This is a genomic window from Planctomycetota bacterium (assembly GCA_035574235.1).
Classification (GTDB): domain Bacteria; phylum Planctomycetota; class MHYJ01; order MHYJ01; family JACPRB01; genus DATLZA01.
On the sequence record DATLZA010000169.1, the window covers coordinates 16,443 to 30,491 of the forward strand.

General features: G+C 69.6%; 15 protein-coding genes. 4 read left to right on the forward strand and 11 right to left on the reverse strand.

Annotated features, from left to right (window positions below):
• Nucleotides 1–12: 12 nt before the first annotated feature.
• The 7 genes from VNO22_15720 to VNO22_15750 are packed head-to-tail and all read right to left on the reverse strand — an operon-like array spanning nt 13 to nt 4,696.
• Nucleotides 13–435, reverse strand: coding sequence for a hypothetical protein (locus VNO22_15720; GenBank protein HXG62817.1), 423 nt, complete (start codon nt 433–435; stop codon nt 13–15).
• A 7-nt stretch (nt 436–442) separates the two neighbouring features.
• Nucleotides 443–1,039, reverse strand: a complete 597-nt coding sequence (gene rdgB / locus VNO22_15725; GenBank protein ID HXG62818.1) for an RdgB/HAM1 family non-canonical purine NTP pyrophosphatase — start codon at nt 1,037–1,039, stop codon at nt 443–445.
• A 7-nt stretch (nt 1,040–1,046) separates the two neighbouring features.
• Nucleotides 1,047–2,207 carry an aminotransferase class I/II-fold pyridoxal phosphate-dependent enzyme gene (locus tag VNO22_15730; protein HXG62819.1) on the reverse strand — a complete coding sequence of 387 codons (1,161 nt, stop codon included), beginning with the start codon at nt 2,205–2,207 and terminating at the stop codon, nt 1,047–1,049.
• A gap of 38 nt (nt 2,208–2,245) precedes the next feature.
• Nucleotides 2,246–2,656 carry a 30S ribosomal protein S9 gene (gene rpsI / locus VNO22_15735; GenBank protein ID HXG62820.1) on the reverse strand — a complete coding sequence of 137 codons (411 nt, stop codon included), beginning with the start codon at nt 2,654–2,656 and terminating at the stop codon, nt 2,246–2,248.
• Nucleotides 2,656–3,102, reverse strand: coding sequence for a 50S ribosomal protein L13 (gene rplM, locus VNO22_15740; protein HXG62821.1), 447 nt, complete (start codon nt 3,100–3,102; stop codon nt 2,656–2,658). The genes rpsI and rplM overlap by 1 nt, the downstream gene beginning before the upstream one ends.
• A gap of 36 nt (nt 3,103–3,138) precedes the next feature.
• Nucleotides 3,139–3,501, reverse strand: a complete 363-nt coding sequence (locus tag VNO22_15745) for a hypothetical protein (protein ID HXG62822.1) — start codon at nt 3,499–3,501, stop codon at nt 3,139–3,141.
• Nucleotides 3,502–3,547: 46 nt separating this feature from the next.
• Nucleotides 3,548–4,696: a HEAT repeat domain-containing protein gene (locus tag VNO22_15750; GenBank protein ID HXG62823.1), complete on the reverse strand. Its 1,149-nt coding sequence runs from the start codon at nt 4,694–4,696 to the stop codon at nt 3,548–3,550.
• A 101-nt stretch (nt 4,697–4,797) separates the two neighbouring features.
• Here VNO22_15750 and guaB point away from each other — a divergent pair, with 101 nt between their 5' ends.
• Entirely contained in the window at nt 4,798–6,258 is a 1,461-nt protein-coding gene (guaB, locus tag VNO22_15755) for an IMP dehydrogenase (GenBank protein HXG62824.1), read from the forward strand.
• A gap of 5 nt (nt 6,259–6,263) precedes the next feature.
• Here the strand turns inward: guaB and VNO22_15760 are convergent, their stop codons facing one another.
• Nucleotides 6,264–7,478, reverse strand: a complete 1,215-nt coding sequence (locus tag VNO22_15760; protein ID HXG62825.1) for a hypothetical protein — start codon at nt 7,476–7,478, stop codon at nt 6,264–6,266.
• Entirely contained in the window at nt 7,363–8,391 is a 1,029-nt protein-coding gene (locus VNO22_15765; GenBank protein ID HXG62826.1) for a DegT/DnrJ/EryC1/StrS aminotransferase family protein, read from the reverse strand. Before VNO22_15765 ends, VNO22_15760 begins: the two co-directional genes overlap by 116 nt.
• Before the next feature lie 34 nt (nt 8,392–8,425).
• On the opposite strand from VNO22_15765, the gene VNO22_15770 reads away from it, so the two are divergent.
• Together VNO22_15770 and VNO22_15775 are read left to right on the forward strand one after the other, a co-directional pair.
• Nucleotides 8,426–9,736, forward strand: a complete 1,311-nt coding sequence (locus VNO22_15770) for an acetyl ornithine aminotransferase family protein (protein ID HXG62827.1) — start codon at nt 8,426–8,428, stop codon at nt 9,734–9,736.
• The gene (locus VNO22_15775; GenBank protein HXG62828.1) at nt 9,733–11,058 is read left to right on the forward strand and encodes a nucleotide sugar dehydrogenase; all 1,326 of its coding nucleotides are present in this window, start codon (nt 9,733–9,735) and stop codon (nt 11,056–11,058) included. Before VNO22_15770 ends, VNO22_15775 begins: the two co-directional genes overlap by 4 nt.
• Before the next feature lie 11 nt (nt 11,059–11,069).
• On the opposite strand, the gene VNO22_15780 is transcribed toward VNO22_15775, so the two are convergent.
• Nucleotides 11,070–12,701, reverse strand: a complete 1,632-nt coding sequence (locus VNO22_15780) for a HEAT repeat domain-containing protein (protein ID HXG62829.1) — start codon at nt 12,699–12,701, stop codon at nt 11,070–11,072.
• 51 nt (nt 12,702–12,752) lie between these two features.
• Nucleotides 12,753–13,559: an inositol monophosphatase family protein gene (locus VNO22_15785; GenBank protein HXG62830.1), complete on the reverse strand. Its 807-nt coding sequence runs from the start codon at nt 13,557–13,559 to the stop codon at nt 12,753–12,755.
• Nucleotides 13,560–13,642: 83 nt separating this feature from the next.
• Between VNO22_15785 and VNO22_15790 the strand changes: the two genes are divergently transcribed.
• A partial coding sequence (locus VNO22_15790) for an NAD-dependent dihydroorotate dehydrogenase B electron transfer subunit (GenBank protein ID HXG62831.1) occupies nt 13,643–14,049 on the forward strand: 407 nt, incomplete at its 3' end.

Here is a 14,049-nt window from a genome sequence, read left to right on the forward strand (position 1 = left end):
CGGAGGGGATCCTTACTCGGGCTGCCGCTTTCCCCACTTGCGGTCCAGAAGCTGCTTGAAGCGGCGATCGCGCCGCACGTTTTCGAGGTCCGGATCCTTCAGGAGATGCTTGTAGTCGTTGTAGCCCAGCTCGAAGGCGCGCTTCAGGGCGTCGAAGGCCCCGTCCAGATTCTCCAGGTTCGAGTAGCTGCACGCAAGGTTATAAAACGCGATCGGGTCCCGGGGCCGCAGGTTGGCCAGTCGAAGATCCGCTTCCAGAGCCTCCTGGTGCCGGCCCGCCCGCGTCAGGGCCTGCCCGAGCGTCTGAAGCGCTTCAACCCGGCGCGGATCGAGTTCCAGGAGGGATCGCGCCAGGCTGATCTCGAAGTCGTCGAAAAGCGTCTGCGCGGGGTCGAGCGGAGCGCGGAGCTCCTTCTCGCGCCTGGGCTTGGCCATCGACCTTCTATCTTATTAGGCCGAGCGCCCGAGTCAAGGGCTCGCGGAGCCGCCGGAGCGCCTCGCCGCGATGAGACAGGGCGTTCTTGACCTCCGGGGGAAGTTCGGCCATGGTGCACCCGTGCCGGGGGACGATGAAGAGCGGATCGTACCCGAAACCGCCCGTGCCCCGGCGCTCGAAGCCGATGAGCCCCTCGCAGCAACCTTCCGCCTCCGCGACGATGCGACCCTGCGGATCGGCCACGACCACGACGGCGCGGTATCGGGCGGTGCGCTCCGGAGCCGGCACTCCGCGCAGCTCCGCCAGGAGCTTGTCGTTGTTGGCCTCGTCCCCCCCTCCCGACCAGCGCGCGGAATGAATGCCGGGCGCGCCTCCCAGGGCGTCCACCTCGAGCCCCGAATCGTCGGCCAGCGCCCACCGGCCCGAATGGCGCGCGGCGGCGATCGCCTTCTTGCGGGCGTTTTCCGAGAAGGTCGCGCCGTCCTCGACCACCTCCGGCAGATCGGCGATCTCCACGATCGATACGGGCAGATCGGCGTAGATCTGGCGGATCTCCCGGATTTTGCCCTTGTTCTTCGAGGCGATGACGATTTCGCGCGTCATCTCGGCGTCAGAGCTTGAGGGCGGCCAGGCGGCGCACGGCCTCTTCCAGCCGATCCTCGGTCACGGTCAGGGCCACGCGGACGAATCCCTCCGCGGCCCGCCCGAACCCGGAGCCCGGGAGCATGAGCACCCCCGCCTCGAGAGCCTTCTCCGCGAACTCCATCGAGGTCATGCCCTTCCGGGGCACCGCGAACCACACGTAGAGGCCCGCCTGCGGAGCCGGGACGTCCCAGCCGAGCTTCCGCGTGCCCTGGACGAAAATGTCGCGGCGGCGCCGGTACATCTCGCGGATGGCCTTCATGTCGCCCCCGCCCTCCCGGAGCACGCGGGCGACGGCCTTCTGGAAGCCCATGAACTGGCCGCTGTCGCAATTGGCCTTGAAGGACCGGACGATTTCGACGACCTCGGCGTTGCCGCAGATCCAGGCGACCCGCCACCCGGCCATGGAGAAGGTCTTCGTCATCGAGTGCACGGCGACGCCCACCTCGCGCGCCCCGGGGGTCTCCAGGAACGAAACGGGCGGCTCCTCGTAGTAGAGCTCCGCGTACGCTTCGTCGGAAACGACGATCGTTCCGTTCCGGCGCGCGAACTCGACGCATTGGCGGTAGAACTCCCGCGAAGCGACGGCGCCGGTGGGATTATTGGGATAGTTGACGTAGAGGATGCGCGCGCGGCGGGCCACCTCCGGGGGAACGGCCTCCAGATCCGGCAGGAAGCCGTTTTTCCGTTCCAGGGGGAGCACGTACGGCTCCGCCAGCGCAAAGATCGTTCCGGATCGATAGGGCGGATAACCCGGCTCGGGGCACAGCACGACGTCGCCGGGATTGGTCAGGGCCAGCGGCAGGTGGGCGATGACTTCCTTCGAGCCGACCCCCAGGCAGATTTCTCGGTTTTCCAGGGTCACGCCGTACCGCCGCTTCATGAAGGCGGCCACCGCGGCGCGGAATTCCTCGATGCCCTGGGAGGGAGAGTACTGGTGAATCCCCGGATCGTTCAGATGCGCCACGAGGGTATCGAGAAGCAGGCGGGGCGGCGGCTGATCCGGGTCGCCGATCCCGAGGTTGACGATATCCCGGCCTTCTTTTTCGAGCGCGGCGCGCTTGCGTTCGAATTCGGCGAAAAGGTACGGAGGGAGCTTCTTGAGGCGGTCGCTGGGCGCGAAAGGCATGGACGTTCTCCTCCCGTCCCGAGGACGGGCGCGGGTCTTCAGCGCTTGGAGTACTGGACGCCGCGGCGGGCGCCGCGCAGACCGTACTTCTTGCGCTCCTTCATGCGCGGATCCCGGGTCAGGAATCCCTGTCCGCGCAGGATGGTTTCCAGCGCCGGCTCCGCCTTCTTGAGGGCGCGGGCGATGCCGAGCTTGACGGCGCCGGCCTGGCCGGCGATGCCGCCGCCGTCGGCCAGAATGAAGACGTCGTAACGGCCGAAGGCCTTGGTCGCGTGGAGCGGGGCCAGGGCCGTCTGCCGGTCGTCCTCCGTCAGGAAGTATTGATCGAACGGACGGTGATTCACGGTGATGGTTCCCGCCCCGCGGGAGAGACGCACGCGGGCCACGGCGGTCTTGCGCCGTCCGGTGCCCCAGATGTATTCCTTCGCCAACGTCTGCTGCTCCGGCATTACTTGATCTCCAGCGGCTTGGGCTGCTGGGCCTTATGGGGATGATCCGCCCCGCGGTACACCTTGAGCTTCTGAATCTGCTGGCGCCCGAGCGTCCCCCGGGGAAGCATGTCCAGCACCGCGTGGCGCACGACCTCCTCGGGATGCTTGGCGAACTCGACGGCGAAGGGGACCTCCTTCTGGCCTCCCGGATATCCCGAGAAGCGCTTGTACACCTTCTGAAGGGGCTTCTTCCCCGTCAGCCGGACCTTGTCCGCGTTGACGACGACGACAAAGTCCCCCGTGTCCAGGAACGGCGTATACGTGGGCTTGTGCTTGCCCATGAGCACCATGGCCACGCGCGTGGCGAGTCGGCCCAGAACCTGATCCTTCGCGTCCACGACGAACCACTCGCGCACGTGGGTCTTGGCGCCGGCGAGAAACGACTTCTGCGCTGTGCCTCTCATGTGGGCGTGTCAATATAGGGATGCCGCCCGGAAGTGTCAAGCGATATTCCGAGCCCGACGCCGGGCGAGGAAACCGGCCGCCAGGAACGCGGTCCCGATCAGAACGCCGGTCCCCTGCCCTGCTCCCAGCCCCGCCGCCAGCCACACAAGACCGGAAAAGATCATCGCGAGCGCCGAGATCTCGTGCCGGTGCCCAAGAAGGCCCGGAAACGCCACCGCCGCGGCTTCAGGGACGGACCCCCCGCTTCCCTCCGCCGGGAAAGAAGCAGCCGCCTCGGCGGAAGCGCCGGCGGAAGGCTCGGCAACGGGACCCGCGATCGATCCCGGCGGAGGCGTGGCCAGACCCACGATCTCGTCGAGCAGCTTCTGCCGGTCGATTCCGGCGTCTTCTTCGGCCATCGTTCCCATTATACTCCCGGCTCGCCGGGGCGGCGGGACGCGCGGACTACTTCTTCGGAATGAGGTCGCGGCCGCAGCCCGGACGACCGCAGCGGGAAGGCAGCGACGTCTGAACCTCCGGGTGGTCGGGACAGACGTAGGTGACCTCGAGCTTCCGGAGGACGAGATCCTTTCCGCAGCCCGCCCGCCCGCACCGCGAGGGAGTGGCCGTTTGGACCTCAGGATGATCGGGACAGGCGTAGGCGGTCGGAACGGATTCGGTCCTGCGGCTCTGTTCCCGGGGCATCCGCTCCAGCTTCTTCATGCAGGCCGGGCACTCCCCCGGCGCATCCTGCTCCACCTCCCGGTGGTCCGGACACCGGTAGGAGTGCTGAAGCTCGTCCTCGTACCAGTCTCTCCAGGTCGCGTACGAACGGTCGAAGTCCTTCTCGTTGATCCGATTGAGCGCCGTCCAGGCGGCCTCGACGACCTTCGTGTTTTCATCCCGGAGAAGCTCGATGAGCTGGGGATTGGCCGCCTTGGCCGCCGGTCCCAGCGCGCCGAGCGCGAGCGCCGCATTGGCCCGCGCCGTCGGGTGCGTGTCCTGGAGCCCCCGGGTGCGCACGGCGTCCAGCGCTTCCGCGCGCTTGATCTTCCGAAGCAGGATCAACGTCTCGTTGCGGACATCCATAACCGGATCTTCGAGCTTCTCGAGGATCTTGGGCATCAGTCCGCGGTCTTCCTTTTCGCCGAGCAGATGACGCAGCCCGTGGACGGCCGAAAGCCTCACTTCCCACTCCGGGTCGTCCAGGAGCCGCCGGAAAGGATCGACGGGAACCTCCGGCCTTCCGAGCATCCCCAGGGCCACGATCGCACGCGCGCGCAGGTAGCCTTCGGGGTGCGCGGACGCCTCGGCCAGCGGCGCCACGGCCGCCGGGTTGCGGGAAAATCCCAGCCCGAACGCGGCCAGCGCCCGGCGTTCCAGATCCTCCGAGGCCAGCCCCGCCCGGACCCGCTCGAAGTGGGCGTTCACGAGACGCGCGATCTCGGCCTCCTGCCGGGCCAGAGGCACTGGATCCTGCGCCGCATAGACCTCGACGAAGCGGGGGAAAAGCTCGGCCAGCCGCGCGAAGACGGCTTCCGAGATCTCCTCCTCCGTGGGAGCCGAGCGGCACGCGGCCGCCAGCAGAAGAACCGCGGGAATCATCCGCCGCATAAGGGTTCCTTTCTAACGACACGCCCGCGCGCGGGTTGGCCCGGTTTCGCTTGACTTGCCCTCGCAAGGCCCAGTATAGTCGCGCCAACCTCACCGGCCGTATGTTCGAGAAAATCGCGGGCGAAGGGATCACGTTCGACGACGTTCTTCTCATCCCGCGCCTGTCGAACGTCGTGCCCACCGAAGTGGACACCTCCACGCGTCTCACGCGCGACATCCGCCTGAACATCCCCATCGTCTCGGCGGCGATGGACACGGTGACCGAGGCCCGTCTGGCGATCGCCCTGGCCCAGGAGGGAGGGATCGGCATCATCCACCGCAACCTGTCCCCGGCGGACCAGATCCGCCAGGTGACCCGCGTCAAGCGGTTCGAGGCCGGCGTCATCACCGACCCCATCTGCCTTCCGCCCGAGGAGACGGTGGGCACCGCCCGGCGCCTCATGCGGGAGCAGAACATCAGCGGCATCCCCATCACCCGCGGGCAGAAACTCGTCGGCATCGTCACGAGCCGCGACCTGCGCTTCCAGAACGACGACGCGCGCCGGATCGCCGACGTCATGACCAAGCCCCCCCTCGTCACCGCCCCTCCGGGGACCTCCATCGACCAGGCCAAGACGATCCTGAGCGAGCGGAAGGTGGAAAAACTCCTCATCGTGGACGAGGACTTCAACCTCCGGGGGCTGGTCACGATGAAGGACATCCACAAGCAGGCTCAGAACCCGCACGCCTGCAAGGACGCGCGCGGGCGCCTCCGCGTGGGCGCGGCCGTCGGGGTGAACGACTTCGACCGGGCTCAGGGCCTGGTGGAGGCCGAAGTGGACGTCCTCGTCGTGGACACCGCCCACGGACATTCGAAGAACGTCCTCGAGACCGTCCGGGAGCTCAAGAAGCGCTTCCGGGACAAGCCGGTCATCGCCGGCAACATCGCCACCGCGGAAGCGGCGCGCGATCTCATCGCCGCCGGGGCCGACGGCCTCAAGGTGGGCATCGGACCGGGCTCGATCTGCACCACGCGCATCATCGCCGGCGTCGGCGTCCCTCAGATCACCGCCATCGCCGACGTCGCCAAGGAGGCCGAGCGGGCCGGCATCACCGTGATCGCCGACGGCGGCATCCGCCACTCCGGCGACATCCCCAAGGCGATCGCGGCGGGGGCCTCCTGCGTCATGATCGGCAGTCTTTTCGCCGGCTGCGAAGAAAGCCCCGGCGAAATGGTCATCCATAAGGGACGCAGCTACAAAGTCTATCGGGGCATGGGCTCCGAAGGCGCCATGGTCAAGGGCTCCAAGGAGCGCTACGGCCAGGGAACCGTGGAGGAACGCTCCAAGCTCGTGCCCGAAGGCGTCGAAGGCATGGTCCCCTACAAGGGACGGCTGGCCGACTTCGTCTACCAGCTCGTCGGGGGCCTGCGCGCCGGCATGGGATACTGCGGCTGCGCCAACATCGAACAGCTCCGCACCCAGACCCGGTTCCTGCGGATCACCAACGCGGGCCTGCGCGAAAGCCACCCGCACGACATCCTCATCACCAAGGAAGCCACCAACTACTCGGCCGAGCAGTAGGCCCTTCACCGGTAAAGGACCACGCGGTGCGTCCTGAGCCCCGCGCAGGACCCGCACACCGCGCCGCCCTCCAGACCCGAACCCCCGCAGGACGGGCAGGATTTCTCCAGCACTTCAAGGACCTCCAGATGCCGTTCGATGAACACTCCCTTGAGCAGCTTGTAGCGCGAAAGATCCGGCGCCGCCGACCACCAGGCCGCCGGCGAGCCGAGATCCGGCCGCACCGCCGGCCACGTGGCCTCGTCGTAGGCGTGCTTGGCGACGGGCTCCGCCGGTCGCCGCGACCAGAGCAGCTCCAGCGCCGGATCCTCCGGGCTGAAGTTGAGGCGGCGGCGGACCGCTTCGATCACGTCCCGCCGGAGGGCCTCTTCGACGTACGCGCGCGCTTCGGCCCAGGACACCGCGCGGTCCATCGCCTTCATCTTGAGAAAAGCTTCCGCCGCGCCGATCCACTCCCGCACGACCCGCGCGTCGCGCGCCTGACCGCGCAGCGCCTCGAGCTCCGCGCGCAAACGCCGCACCTCCGCGCGCCGGCCGCCCTCCACGGCCGGCTCCACAGCTCCCAGCTCGGCCAGCGCGGCGTCGTAGTCGCCCGCCAGACAGCTTTCCTGCACCTGATAGACCGCCTTGCGCAGAGCCAGGCTCTCCAGCCGGTCCCGCAGCCTTCCGAGCTCGGCCGCCAGACGGGCTTCCGGCCAATCCGGATGGCGGAGCAGCTCCGCCGTCCGGAACGCCGCCCAGGCCCGCTCCCGAAGCTCGGCCCGCAGAAGCTCCGCCCCCGCGCGGTCCAGCGCCTCGGGTTCGATCCCCGGCGCGCGCCCCTCCAGAAGGCACAGCGACTCCCGCGGCGTGTAGACCCGGCGCAGGTCGAGCCTCACGGGCTCCCGCGCGGCCACATCGCCCTCGGCCAGGACGAAGATCCCCTCCGCCGTCTTGAGCCGAAGCTCGCCGGGCGGGCCCCCCGCGACGGGAACGCCTTCGTAGGACTTCCCGTCGGCGGTGCGCACCTTCAGCCCCGGAACGGTCAGGGGTTCTTCGGTCCCCTCCTGAGCGTGGACGTGCAGAACCGCCACGAGCAGCGAGACGAAAAGGCCCGCCAGCCGCTTAAGGCGCTTGGGCCAGGAACGCGCCCACCGCTTCCACCACGCGGCGGCGTTCCCGAACGCCGAGGGAAGGATAGATCGGAATCGACGCCCACGCCCGATGAAGTTCTTCCGCACCCGGAAACTCCCCCGCCGCGGACGCCCACAGGCGGTGCAGAGGCCGGTAGACCGGCCGCTTGCACTCGATCGCGCGCGCGGCCATGAACCGCACGAAGCGCTCGACGGGCCCCACGCGCAGAACGAACCGGTAAAACAGGTGATCCCGCGGCGGCCGCCCCAGTCCGAGCGCCCTACAGTAATACTCGGCGATCCGGCGGCGCCGCTTGACGAATTCGGGCACGCGCGCCAGCTGCGCCCGCCCGAGCGCCGCCGCCAGGGCGCTCATCCGGTAGTTGTACCGCAGGCGGTCGTCGTCGCGGTTGTCGTAGGACACGAGATCGCGCACCCGGGCGGCGACGCGCCGATCCCGCGCCACGACCATCCCGCCGTGGCCGGTGGCGATCATCTTGGTGGCATAAAAGGAAAAAACCGACACGTCGCCGCCGCGACCGACGCCGCCGCCCAGGGCCATCGCGCAGTCCTCCACGATGGGAAGGCCCAGCCGGCGGAGCTCCTCCAGCGGCGCCCGCCGCCCGAACATGTGCGGGACGACGAGCGCCCGCGCCCCCCGCCCCGCGCGGCGCCGCACGTCCGCCGGATCCAGGTTGCCCGTTTCGGGGGACACATCCGCCAGAACCGGCCGCGCGCCCACGTATCGGACCGCGTGGAGCACCGCAGCGCAGACGTAGCTCGGCAGCACGACCCGGTCGCCGGGCCTCAGCCCCAATCCCAGAAGCGCCAGATGGAGCGCCGCCGTGCCCGTGTGAACCGCCGTGGCGTAGCCGCCCCCCAGGAAGCGCTCCATCTCGCGCTCGAAAAGCTCCACCTCCGGCCCGCCGCCGATCTGGCCGCTCCGGAGGACCCGAAGCACCGCGCGCGCCTCGGCCCGCCCGAGCGTCGGCCGCGAATGGGGGATGGCGATCTTGCGCATGAAAGGTCTTATGATATAATCCGCCGGCCCCATTATGAAGGCGAGGACGCGGCCCGCGAAGGCTCTCCCGAATTCCTCCTTCGCGCCGCGGATCGTCGTCCCCCCTCCCGGCCCCAAGGCGCGGCGCATCCTCGAGCGCGACCGGCGCGTCATCACCCCGGCCTACACGCGCGCCTACCCCTTCGTCATGGACCGCGGGGAGGGCTCCTTCGCCTGGGATCCCGACGGGAACCGCTACCTCGACTTCACCGCCGGAGTCGCCGTCAACGCCCTGGGCCACGCCCACCCCGAGATTGTCCGCGCCGTCGAAGCCCAGGCGCGCCGCTTCCTCCACATGGCCGGCACGGATTTCTACTACGAGGTCATGGCGGCCTTCGCCGAAAAGCTCTGCGACTCCGTGCCCGGCGACTTTCCCAAACAGTGCTTCCTGGCCAATTCCGGAACCGAGGCGATCGAGGCCGCGCTGAAACTGGCCCGCTACGCCACCCGCCGCACGCGTCTGATCGCCTTCTACGGCTGCTTCCACGGCCGTTCGATGGGCTCGCTTTCCCTCACGGCCTCGAAAGCCGTCCAGCGGCGCCACTTCGGGCCGCTCCTTCCGGACGTGTCGCACGCCCCGTTCGGGGATCTCGAGTTCATCGAGAAGTACCTCTTCCGCAAGACCACGCCGCCCGAGGACGTGGCGGCGATCTTCGTGGAGCCCATCCAGGGCGAGGGCGGCTACCACGTCGCGCCCCCCGGATTTCTCGCGGGGCTGCGCAAGCTCTGCGACCGCCACGGGATCCTTCTCGTGGCCGACGAGATCCAGACCGGTCTCGGGCGGACCGGCCGCCTGTGGGCGGTCGAGCACGACGGCGTGATTCCGGACATCCTCTGCTGCGCCAAGCCCGTCGGCGGGGGCCTTCCCCTGGGCGCGATGGTCGCGCGCAAGGATCTTCAGACGTGGCCTCCGGGCGCCCACGCGAACACCTTCGGCGGAAATCCCCTGGCCTGCGCCGCGGGTCTGAAGACGATCGAGCTCCTCCGGTCCGGGCTTCTCGAAAACGTCCGCGCGATGGGAGACTATCTGGGCGCGCGCCTGTCGGAGCTGGCGGAAGAGTTCCCGCACGTGGCCTCCCCGCGGGGGCGGGGTCTCATGCGGGCGGTGGACATCGTCCACGGCCGCTCCGGAGCTCCCGACCCCGAGCGCCGCAACCGGGTCGTGCAGGCCGCCTTCCGCCGCGGCCTGCTCCTCCTCGGATGCGGCGAGACCGGCATCCGTTTTCTCCCCGCGCTCAACATCGAAAAGGGGCACGTGGACGCGGCCGTCGCCGTCCTCCGCGAGGCCCTGTCCGCCTCGTCATGAGCACGACCCGCGCCGCTTCCCTCGCCCCGCGACTCGAGTCGCGCCTCCGGTCCCGGCGCGCCGTCGTGGGGGTCATCGGACTGGGCTACGTGGGACTGCCCCTCGTGCGGCTCTTCGCCACGAAAGGCTTTCCCGTCCTCGGATTCGACATCGATCCCTCCAAGATCGAGAAGCTCCGCCGGGGCGAATCGTACATCCGTTCCGTCCCCGCGGAAACCCTCCGGCGGATCCGCCGCCGCTTCGAGGCCACGGCGGATTTCGCCCGGCTTGCGGAAGCCGACGCGATCATCATCTGCGTGCCCACGCCCCTCCAGGAGGACGGGCGGCCGGATCTTTCCTTCATCCGGTCCACGGCCGACACGATCGCGCGGCATCTGCGGCCCGGACAGCTGGTGGTCCTGGAATCGACGACCTATCCCGGAACGACGCGCGAGGTCCTCAAGCCGCCCCTCGACCGCCGCGGCGTGGAATACTACCTGGCCTTTTCCCCCGAGCGCGAAGATCCCGGCAACAAGGACTGGACGAACGCGGACATCCCCAAGGTGGTCGGCGGGATCGACGAGCGCAGCCGGCGCCTGGCCGCGCGCCTCTACGGAGCGGCCGTGTCCCGCGTGGTCGAAGTCTCGTCCTGCGAGGTGGCGGAGGCGGCCAAGCTCCTCGAGAACATCTACCGCTGCGTCAACATCGCCCTCGTCAACGAGCTCAAGATGTGCTTCGAGCGGATGGGGATCGACGTCTGGGAGGTGATCGCCGCGGCGTCCACGAAGCCCTTCGGATTCCAGCCCTTTTATCCGGGCCCGGGGCTCGGGGGACACTGCATCCCGATCGATCCCTTTTATCTCTCCTGGAAGGCCAGGGAATTCCAGTTCGCCACGCGCTTCATCGACCTGGCCGGCGAGATCAACGTCCAGATGCCCTACTACGTCGTGGGCAAGCTGGAGGAGGCGTTGAAGGCGCGCGGACGGGGCCTGGCGGGATCCCGCATTCTCGTGCTCGGCCTGGCCTACAAGCGCGACATCGACGATCCGCGGGAGTCCCCCGCCTTCAAGATCATCGAGCTTCTGGAGCAGAAGGGAGCCGACGTCTCCTGCCACGACCCCTTCTTCCCCGCGATCCCTCCCATGCGCCACTACCGGCATCTCCGGGCGAAGACGGTTCCGCTCCGCCGGGAGACGCTCGCCGCCAGCGACGCGGTCGTCATCGTCACGGATCACTCGGCGTACGACTACCCGTGGATCGTGCGGCACGCCCGGCTTGTGCTCGATACGCGGAACGCCTGCCGCGGCGTCCGGTCGGGGCGCGAGAAGATCGTGAAGGCCTGAGCGGCGGGACTTCAGGCCACGCCCTGGGTCTTGAGCTTCTGGCGGGCCGTCCGCCCCTCTTCACGCGAAGCCCACCGGCGCGCCACGAGTTTCAGGATCGCCGCCCCCGCTTCCCGCTCGGCCCCCTGCCGCTCGACAAGCGCAAACCCGAGGTACAGAAGCTCCTCCGGCGTCGCCCACCGCGCCTGCTTTTCCAGCTCCCGGGCGAGCGAAAAGCCTTCCCGCGCGGCCAGCCTGGCGAAGAGGGACAGCGCGGGACCCCGGTCGCGCCCCGCCTGGGCCAGATCGAGCCGCTGCAGCCGGAGCCGCGCCAGGCCGAGCGAAAGCTCCGCCTCCGGGGTCGCCAGCTCCGGATGCTCGAGGATCCGAAGATGCCGCTCCGCGTCCTCCGCCTTCCCGCGCCCCAGAAGCGCGCGGCCCTTCCTGAGGAGCGAATCGCGCAGAAGCCCCGGATCCGCGGCGCGCGCGACCTCGAAGTACGCCTGAAAGCCGCTCCGCCGCTTTCCGAGAAGGGCCAGCCCCCGGGCCACCAGGCGGCGCGCCTCCGCGCGGCCGACCGCAGCCTTGGCCCCGCGCAGGGCGGTCACGATCTTCCACTGCGCGGCGACGTCCGAGGCGCGGTCGAGCGCCTTCAGGAGAAGCGGGCCGAATTCCGGCCGCGCCCGCAGCGCCTCCCCCGCCCGCTCCGAAAGCCGCGGGTCCTCCCCCTGAAGGAGCGCCCCGAGAAGCGCCTCCCCCGCCCGCGCCCCGCCCGCCTCGCCGAGCGCCCGCGCGGCGAAAGACTTCACCGGACCCGGCCCCTTCTCGAGAAGCCGCGCCAGCCGCTCGACGTGCTCCTTCCCCACCGGAAGCCGCGCCAGGACATCGAGCGCCGGCTTGACGATCCCGGGGAAGTCCGTCTCCTCAAGAAGCGGCAGAAGACGCGCGACGGCGGTCCTGGCGGCCGTCCCCTGGGGCGCCAGTTCCCCCAGCGCGGCGAGCGCCGCCTGGCGCACGGACGCCGGGCGCTTCCGGTCCGCATGGGCCAGAAGCGCCGGCACCGCGCGCGGATCCCCGAGCGCGCCGAGGATGAGCAGGCTCGACGCCACGGCCGTTTCGGCCTTGCGCGCCCGCGGCGACGTGACGAACTCGAGGATCCGGCGCACGAGGGCGGCCTTCCGATCCGCGGCCAGCTCCCGGGCCCGCCCGCGCCAGACCTGAGCGGCCTTCCGGGCCACCTCGGCCTCCGGATCCAGAAGCGCCGCGAAGAGGGCGTCCGAGGAATCCTCTTCCGCGAAGCGTCCGAGAAGCTCGACGACCCCCTGGCGGACCCGGGGATTCTCGGAAGCCAGATGCTCCCGCAGCACCGGCGCCGCCTGCGCCCCCAGCGAGGCCAGCGCCTGGAGGACCCGGGAACGCACGGGATCGGAATCGCCCAGAAGCGGGATCAGATGAGGCGCGGCCGCCGAAGCGTCGATCTTCGCCAGGGCGTCCACGGCGTAGAGCTTCACCGTTTCGTTCGAAGACCGCAGCGTCCGCGCCAGGGCCTTCAGGACGCCCGCGTCGCAGGCCTGAAGCTCCCCGAGAACGCGGGCCGCGGCGCACTGGAGCTCCGCGGATCCCTCCTGGAGCATGCGGCAGATCTTCTCGAGTTCGGGGGACATGTCCTGGAGAGGGAGTATAGGGAGCCGAACCGGGCGCGTCCAGCGTCGGGTTCAGCGCTTCGAGGACGGGGAGGCCGCCTTCAGGACGGCCAGCATGCGGCGGTGGAGCGTCCGGTTGGCGGCCACGAGCTCTCCGCGGAACGGGTCGGGCGGTCCTCCGCGAAAATCGGAAATCCGGGCGCCGGCTTCGGAAAGAAGGAGGCATCCGGCCGCCATGTCCCAGGGCCCCAGGCACATCTCCCAGAAGCCGTCGAACACTCCGGCGGCCGTCCAGGCCAGATCCAGCGACGCCGCGCCGGCGCGGCGGATCGCCCGCGCCTTCATGCAGAAGGCCGCGAAGTGACGAAGGTTTTCGCGCCGGTACCGCAGGCGGTAGGCGAATCCGGTGGCCAGAAGCGCCCGGTTCAGGCGCGTCTCCCGCGAAGCCCTCAGGCGAAGGCCGTTCCGGAAGGCCCCCGCCCCTCGGCGCGCCCAGAACAGTTCCCCCAGAACGGGCCCGTAGGTCACCCCGGCCTCCATCCGGCCGTGGGCCTCGAAGGCGATCGTCACCGCCCAGATGGGAAATCCGTGCGCGTAGTTCGTGGTGCCGTCGAGCGGATCCACGTACCACCGGAACGGCGACTCCCCGCGCGCGCCGCGCTCCTCGGCCACCACGGCGTGGTCCGGGAATTCCCGGCGGAGGGCCGAGACGATCATCTCCTCGGACGCGTGGTCCATGTCGGTGACGAGGTTTCCGCGGCCGTCCTTGAAGCGGACGCGGAGCAGGCCGCCGAAGCGGCGCCGAAGGAAATCGCCCGCGCGGACGGCGGTCCGCCGCGCGAATTCGAGGGCTCGGAGGGACAGATCGGCTCGAGGCATCGGAGGCCGCGACAATAGAGCAATTCCGCGGGGGGATGTCAACGATGGCGCCGGGGCGGACGCTCTGTTATAATTCCCGCCCCATGCGCGGCCTCTGGAACGGCGAAGCGACCGTGCTCGGCCAGGTCCGCTACGCGCCCAACTGCTGGAAGATCACCCTCGAAGTTCCCGCCCGGGATCCGATCGACGCGGGTCAGTTCTGCCACATCCTGACGGATGAAGCGCTGGATCCGCTGCTGCGCCGTCCGTTCAGCTACTGGGACGCGGCGGCCGCCCCGGGGGGCGGCACGCGGGTGGATCTTCTCTACACGGTGGTGGGCCGGGGGACGGAGCTTCTTTCCCGCCGCCGGCCGGGCGACCGGGTGGGATACCTCGGTCCGCTCGGAATCGGGTTGACGCCGGCGTCCTCGGGGACGTGCGTCTTCGTGGCCGGCGGGGTGGGCATCGTTCCGTTCTACCTTTTTTCGCGCCGGCTGGCGGCGGGGGGCCA

Bases quoted from the DNA above. Each gene is read 5' to 3' on its own strand.
- rplM (HXG62821.1), bottom strand. From the start codon at position 3,102: ATGAGAGGCACAGCGCAGAAGTCGTTTCTCGCCGGCGCCAAGACCCAC.
- VNO22_15750 (HXG62823.1), bottom strand. From the start codon at position 4,696: ATGCGGCGGATGATTCCCGCGGTTCTTCTGCTGGCGGCCGCGTGCCGC.
- rpsI (HXG62820.1), bottom strand. From the start codon at position 2,656: ATGCCGGAGCAGCAGACGTTGGCGAAGGAATACATCTGGGGCACCGGA.
- VNO22_15780 (HXG62829.1), bottom strand. From the start codon at position 12,701: ATGTCCCCCGAACTCGAGAAGATCTGCCGCATGCTCCAGGAGGGATCC.
- rdgB (HXG62818.1), bottom strand. From the start codon at position 1,039: ATGACGCGCGAAATCGTCATCGCCTCGAAGAACAAGGGCAAAATCCGG.
- VNO22_15730 (HXG62819.1), bottom strand. From the start codon at position 2,207: ATGCCTTTCGCGCCCAGCGACCGCCTCAAGAAGCTCCCTCCGTACCTT.
- guaB (HXG62824.1), top strand. From the start codon at position 4,798: ATGTTCGAGAAAATCGCGGGCGAAGGGATCACGTTCGACGACGTTCTT.
- VNO22_15775 (HXG62828.1), top strand. From the start codon at position 9,733: ATGAGCACGACCCGCGCCGCTTCCCTCGCCCCGCGACTCGAGTCGCGC.
- VNO22_15720 (HXG62817.1), bottom strand. From the start codon at position 435: ATGGCCAAGCCCAGGCGCGAGAAGGAGCTCCGCGCTCCGCTCGACCCC.
- VNO22_15745 (HXG62822.1), bottom strand. From the start codon at position 3,501: ATGGCCGAAGAAGACGCCGGAATCGACCGGCAGAAGCTGCTCGACGAG.
- VNO22_15765 (HXG62826.1), bottom strand. From the start codon at position 8,391: ATGCGCAAGATCGCCATCCCCCATTCGCGGCCGACGCTCGGGCGGGCC.
- VNO22_15785 (HXG62830.1), bottom strand. From the start codon at position 13,559: ATGCCTCGAGCCGATCTGTCCCTCCGAGCCCTCGAATTCGCGCGGCGG.
- VNO22_15770 (HXG62827.1), top strand. From the start codon at position 8,426: ATGAAGGCGAGGACGCGGCCCGCGAAGGCTCTCCCGAATTCCTCCTTC.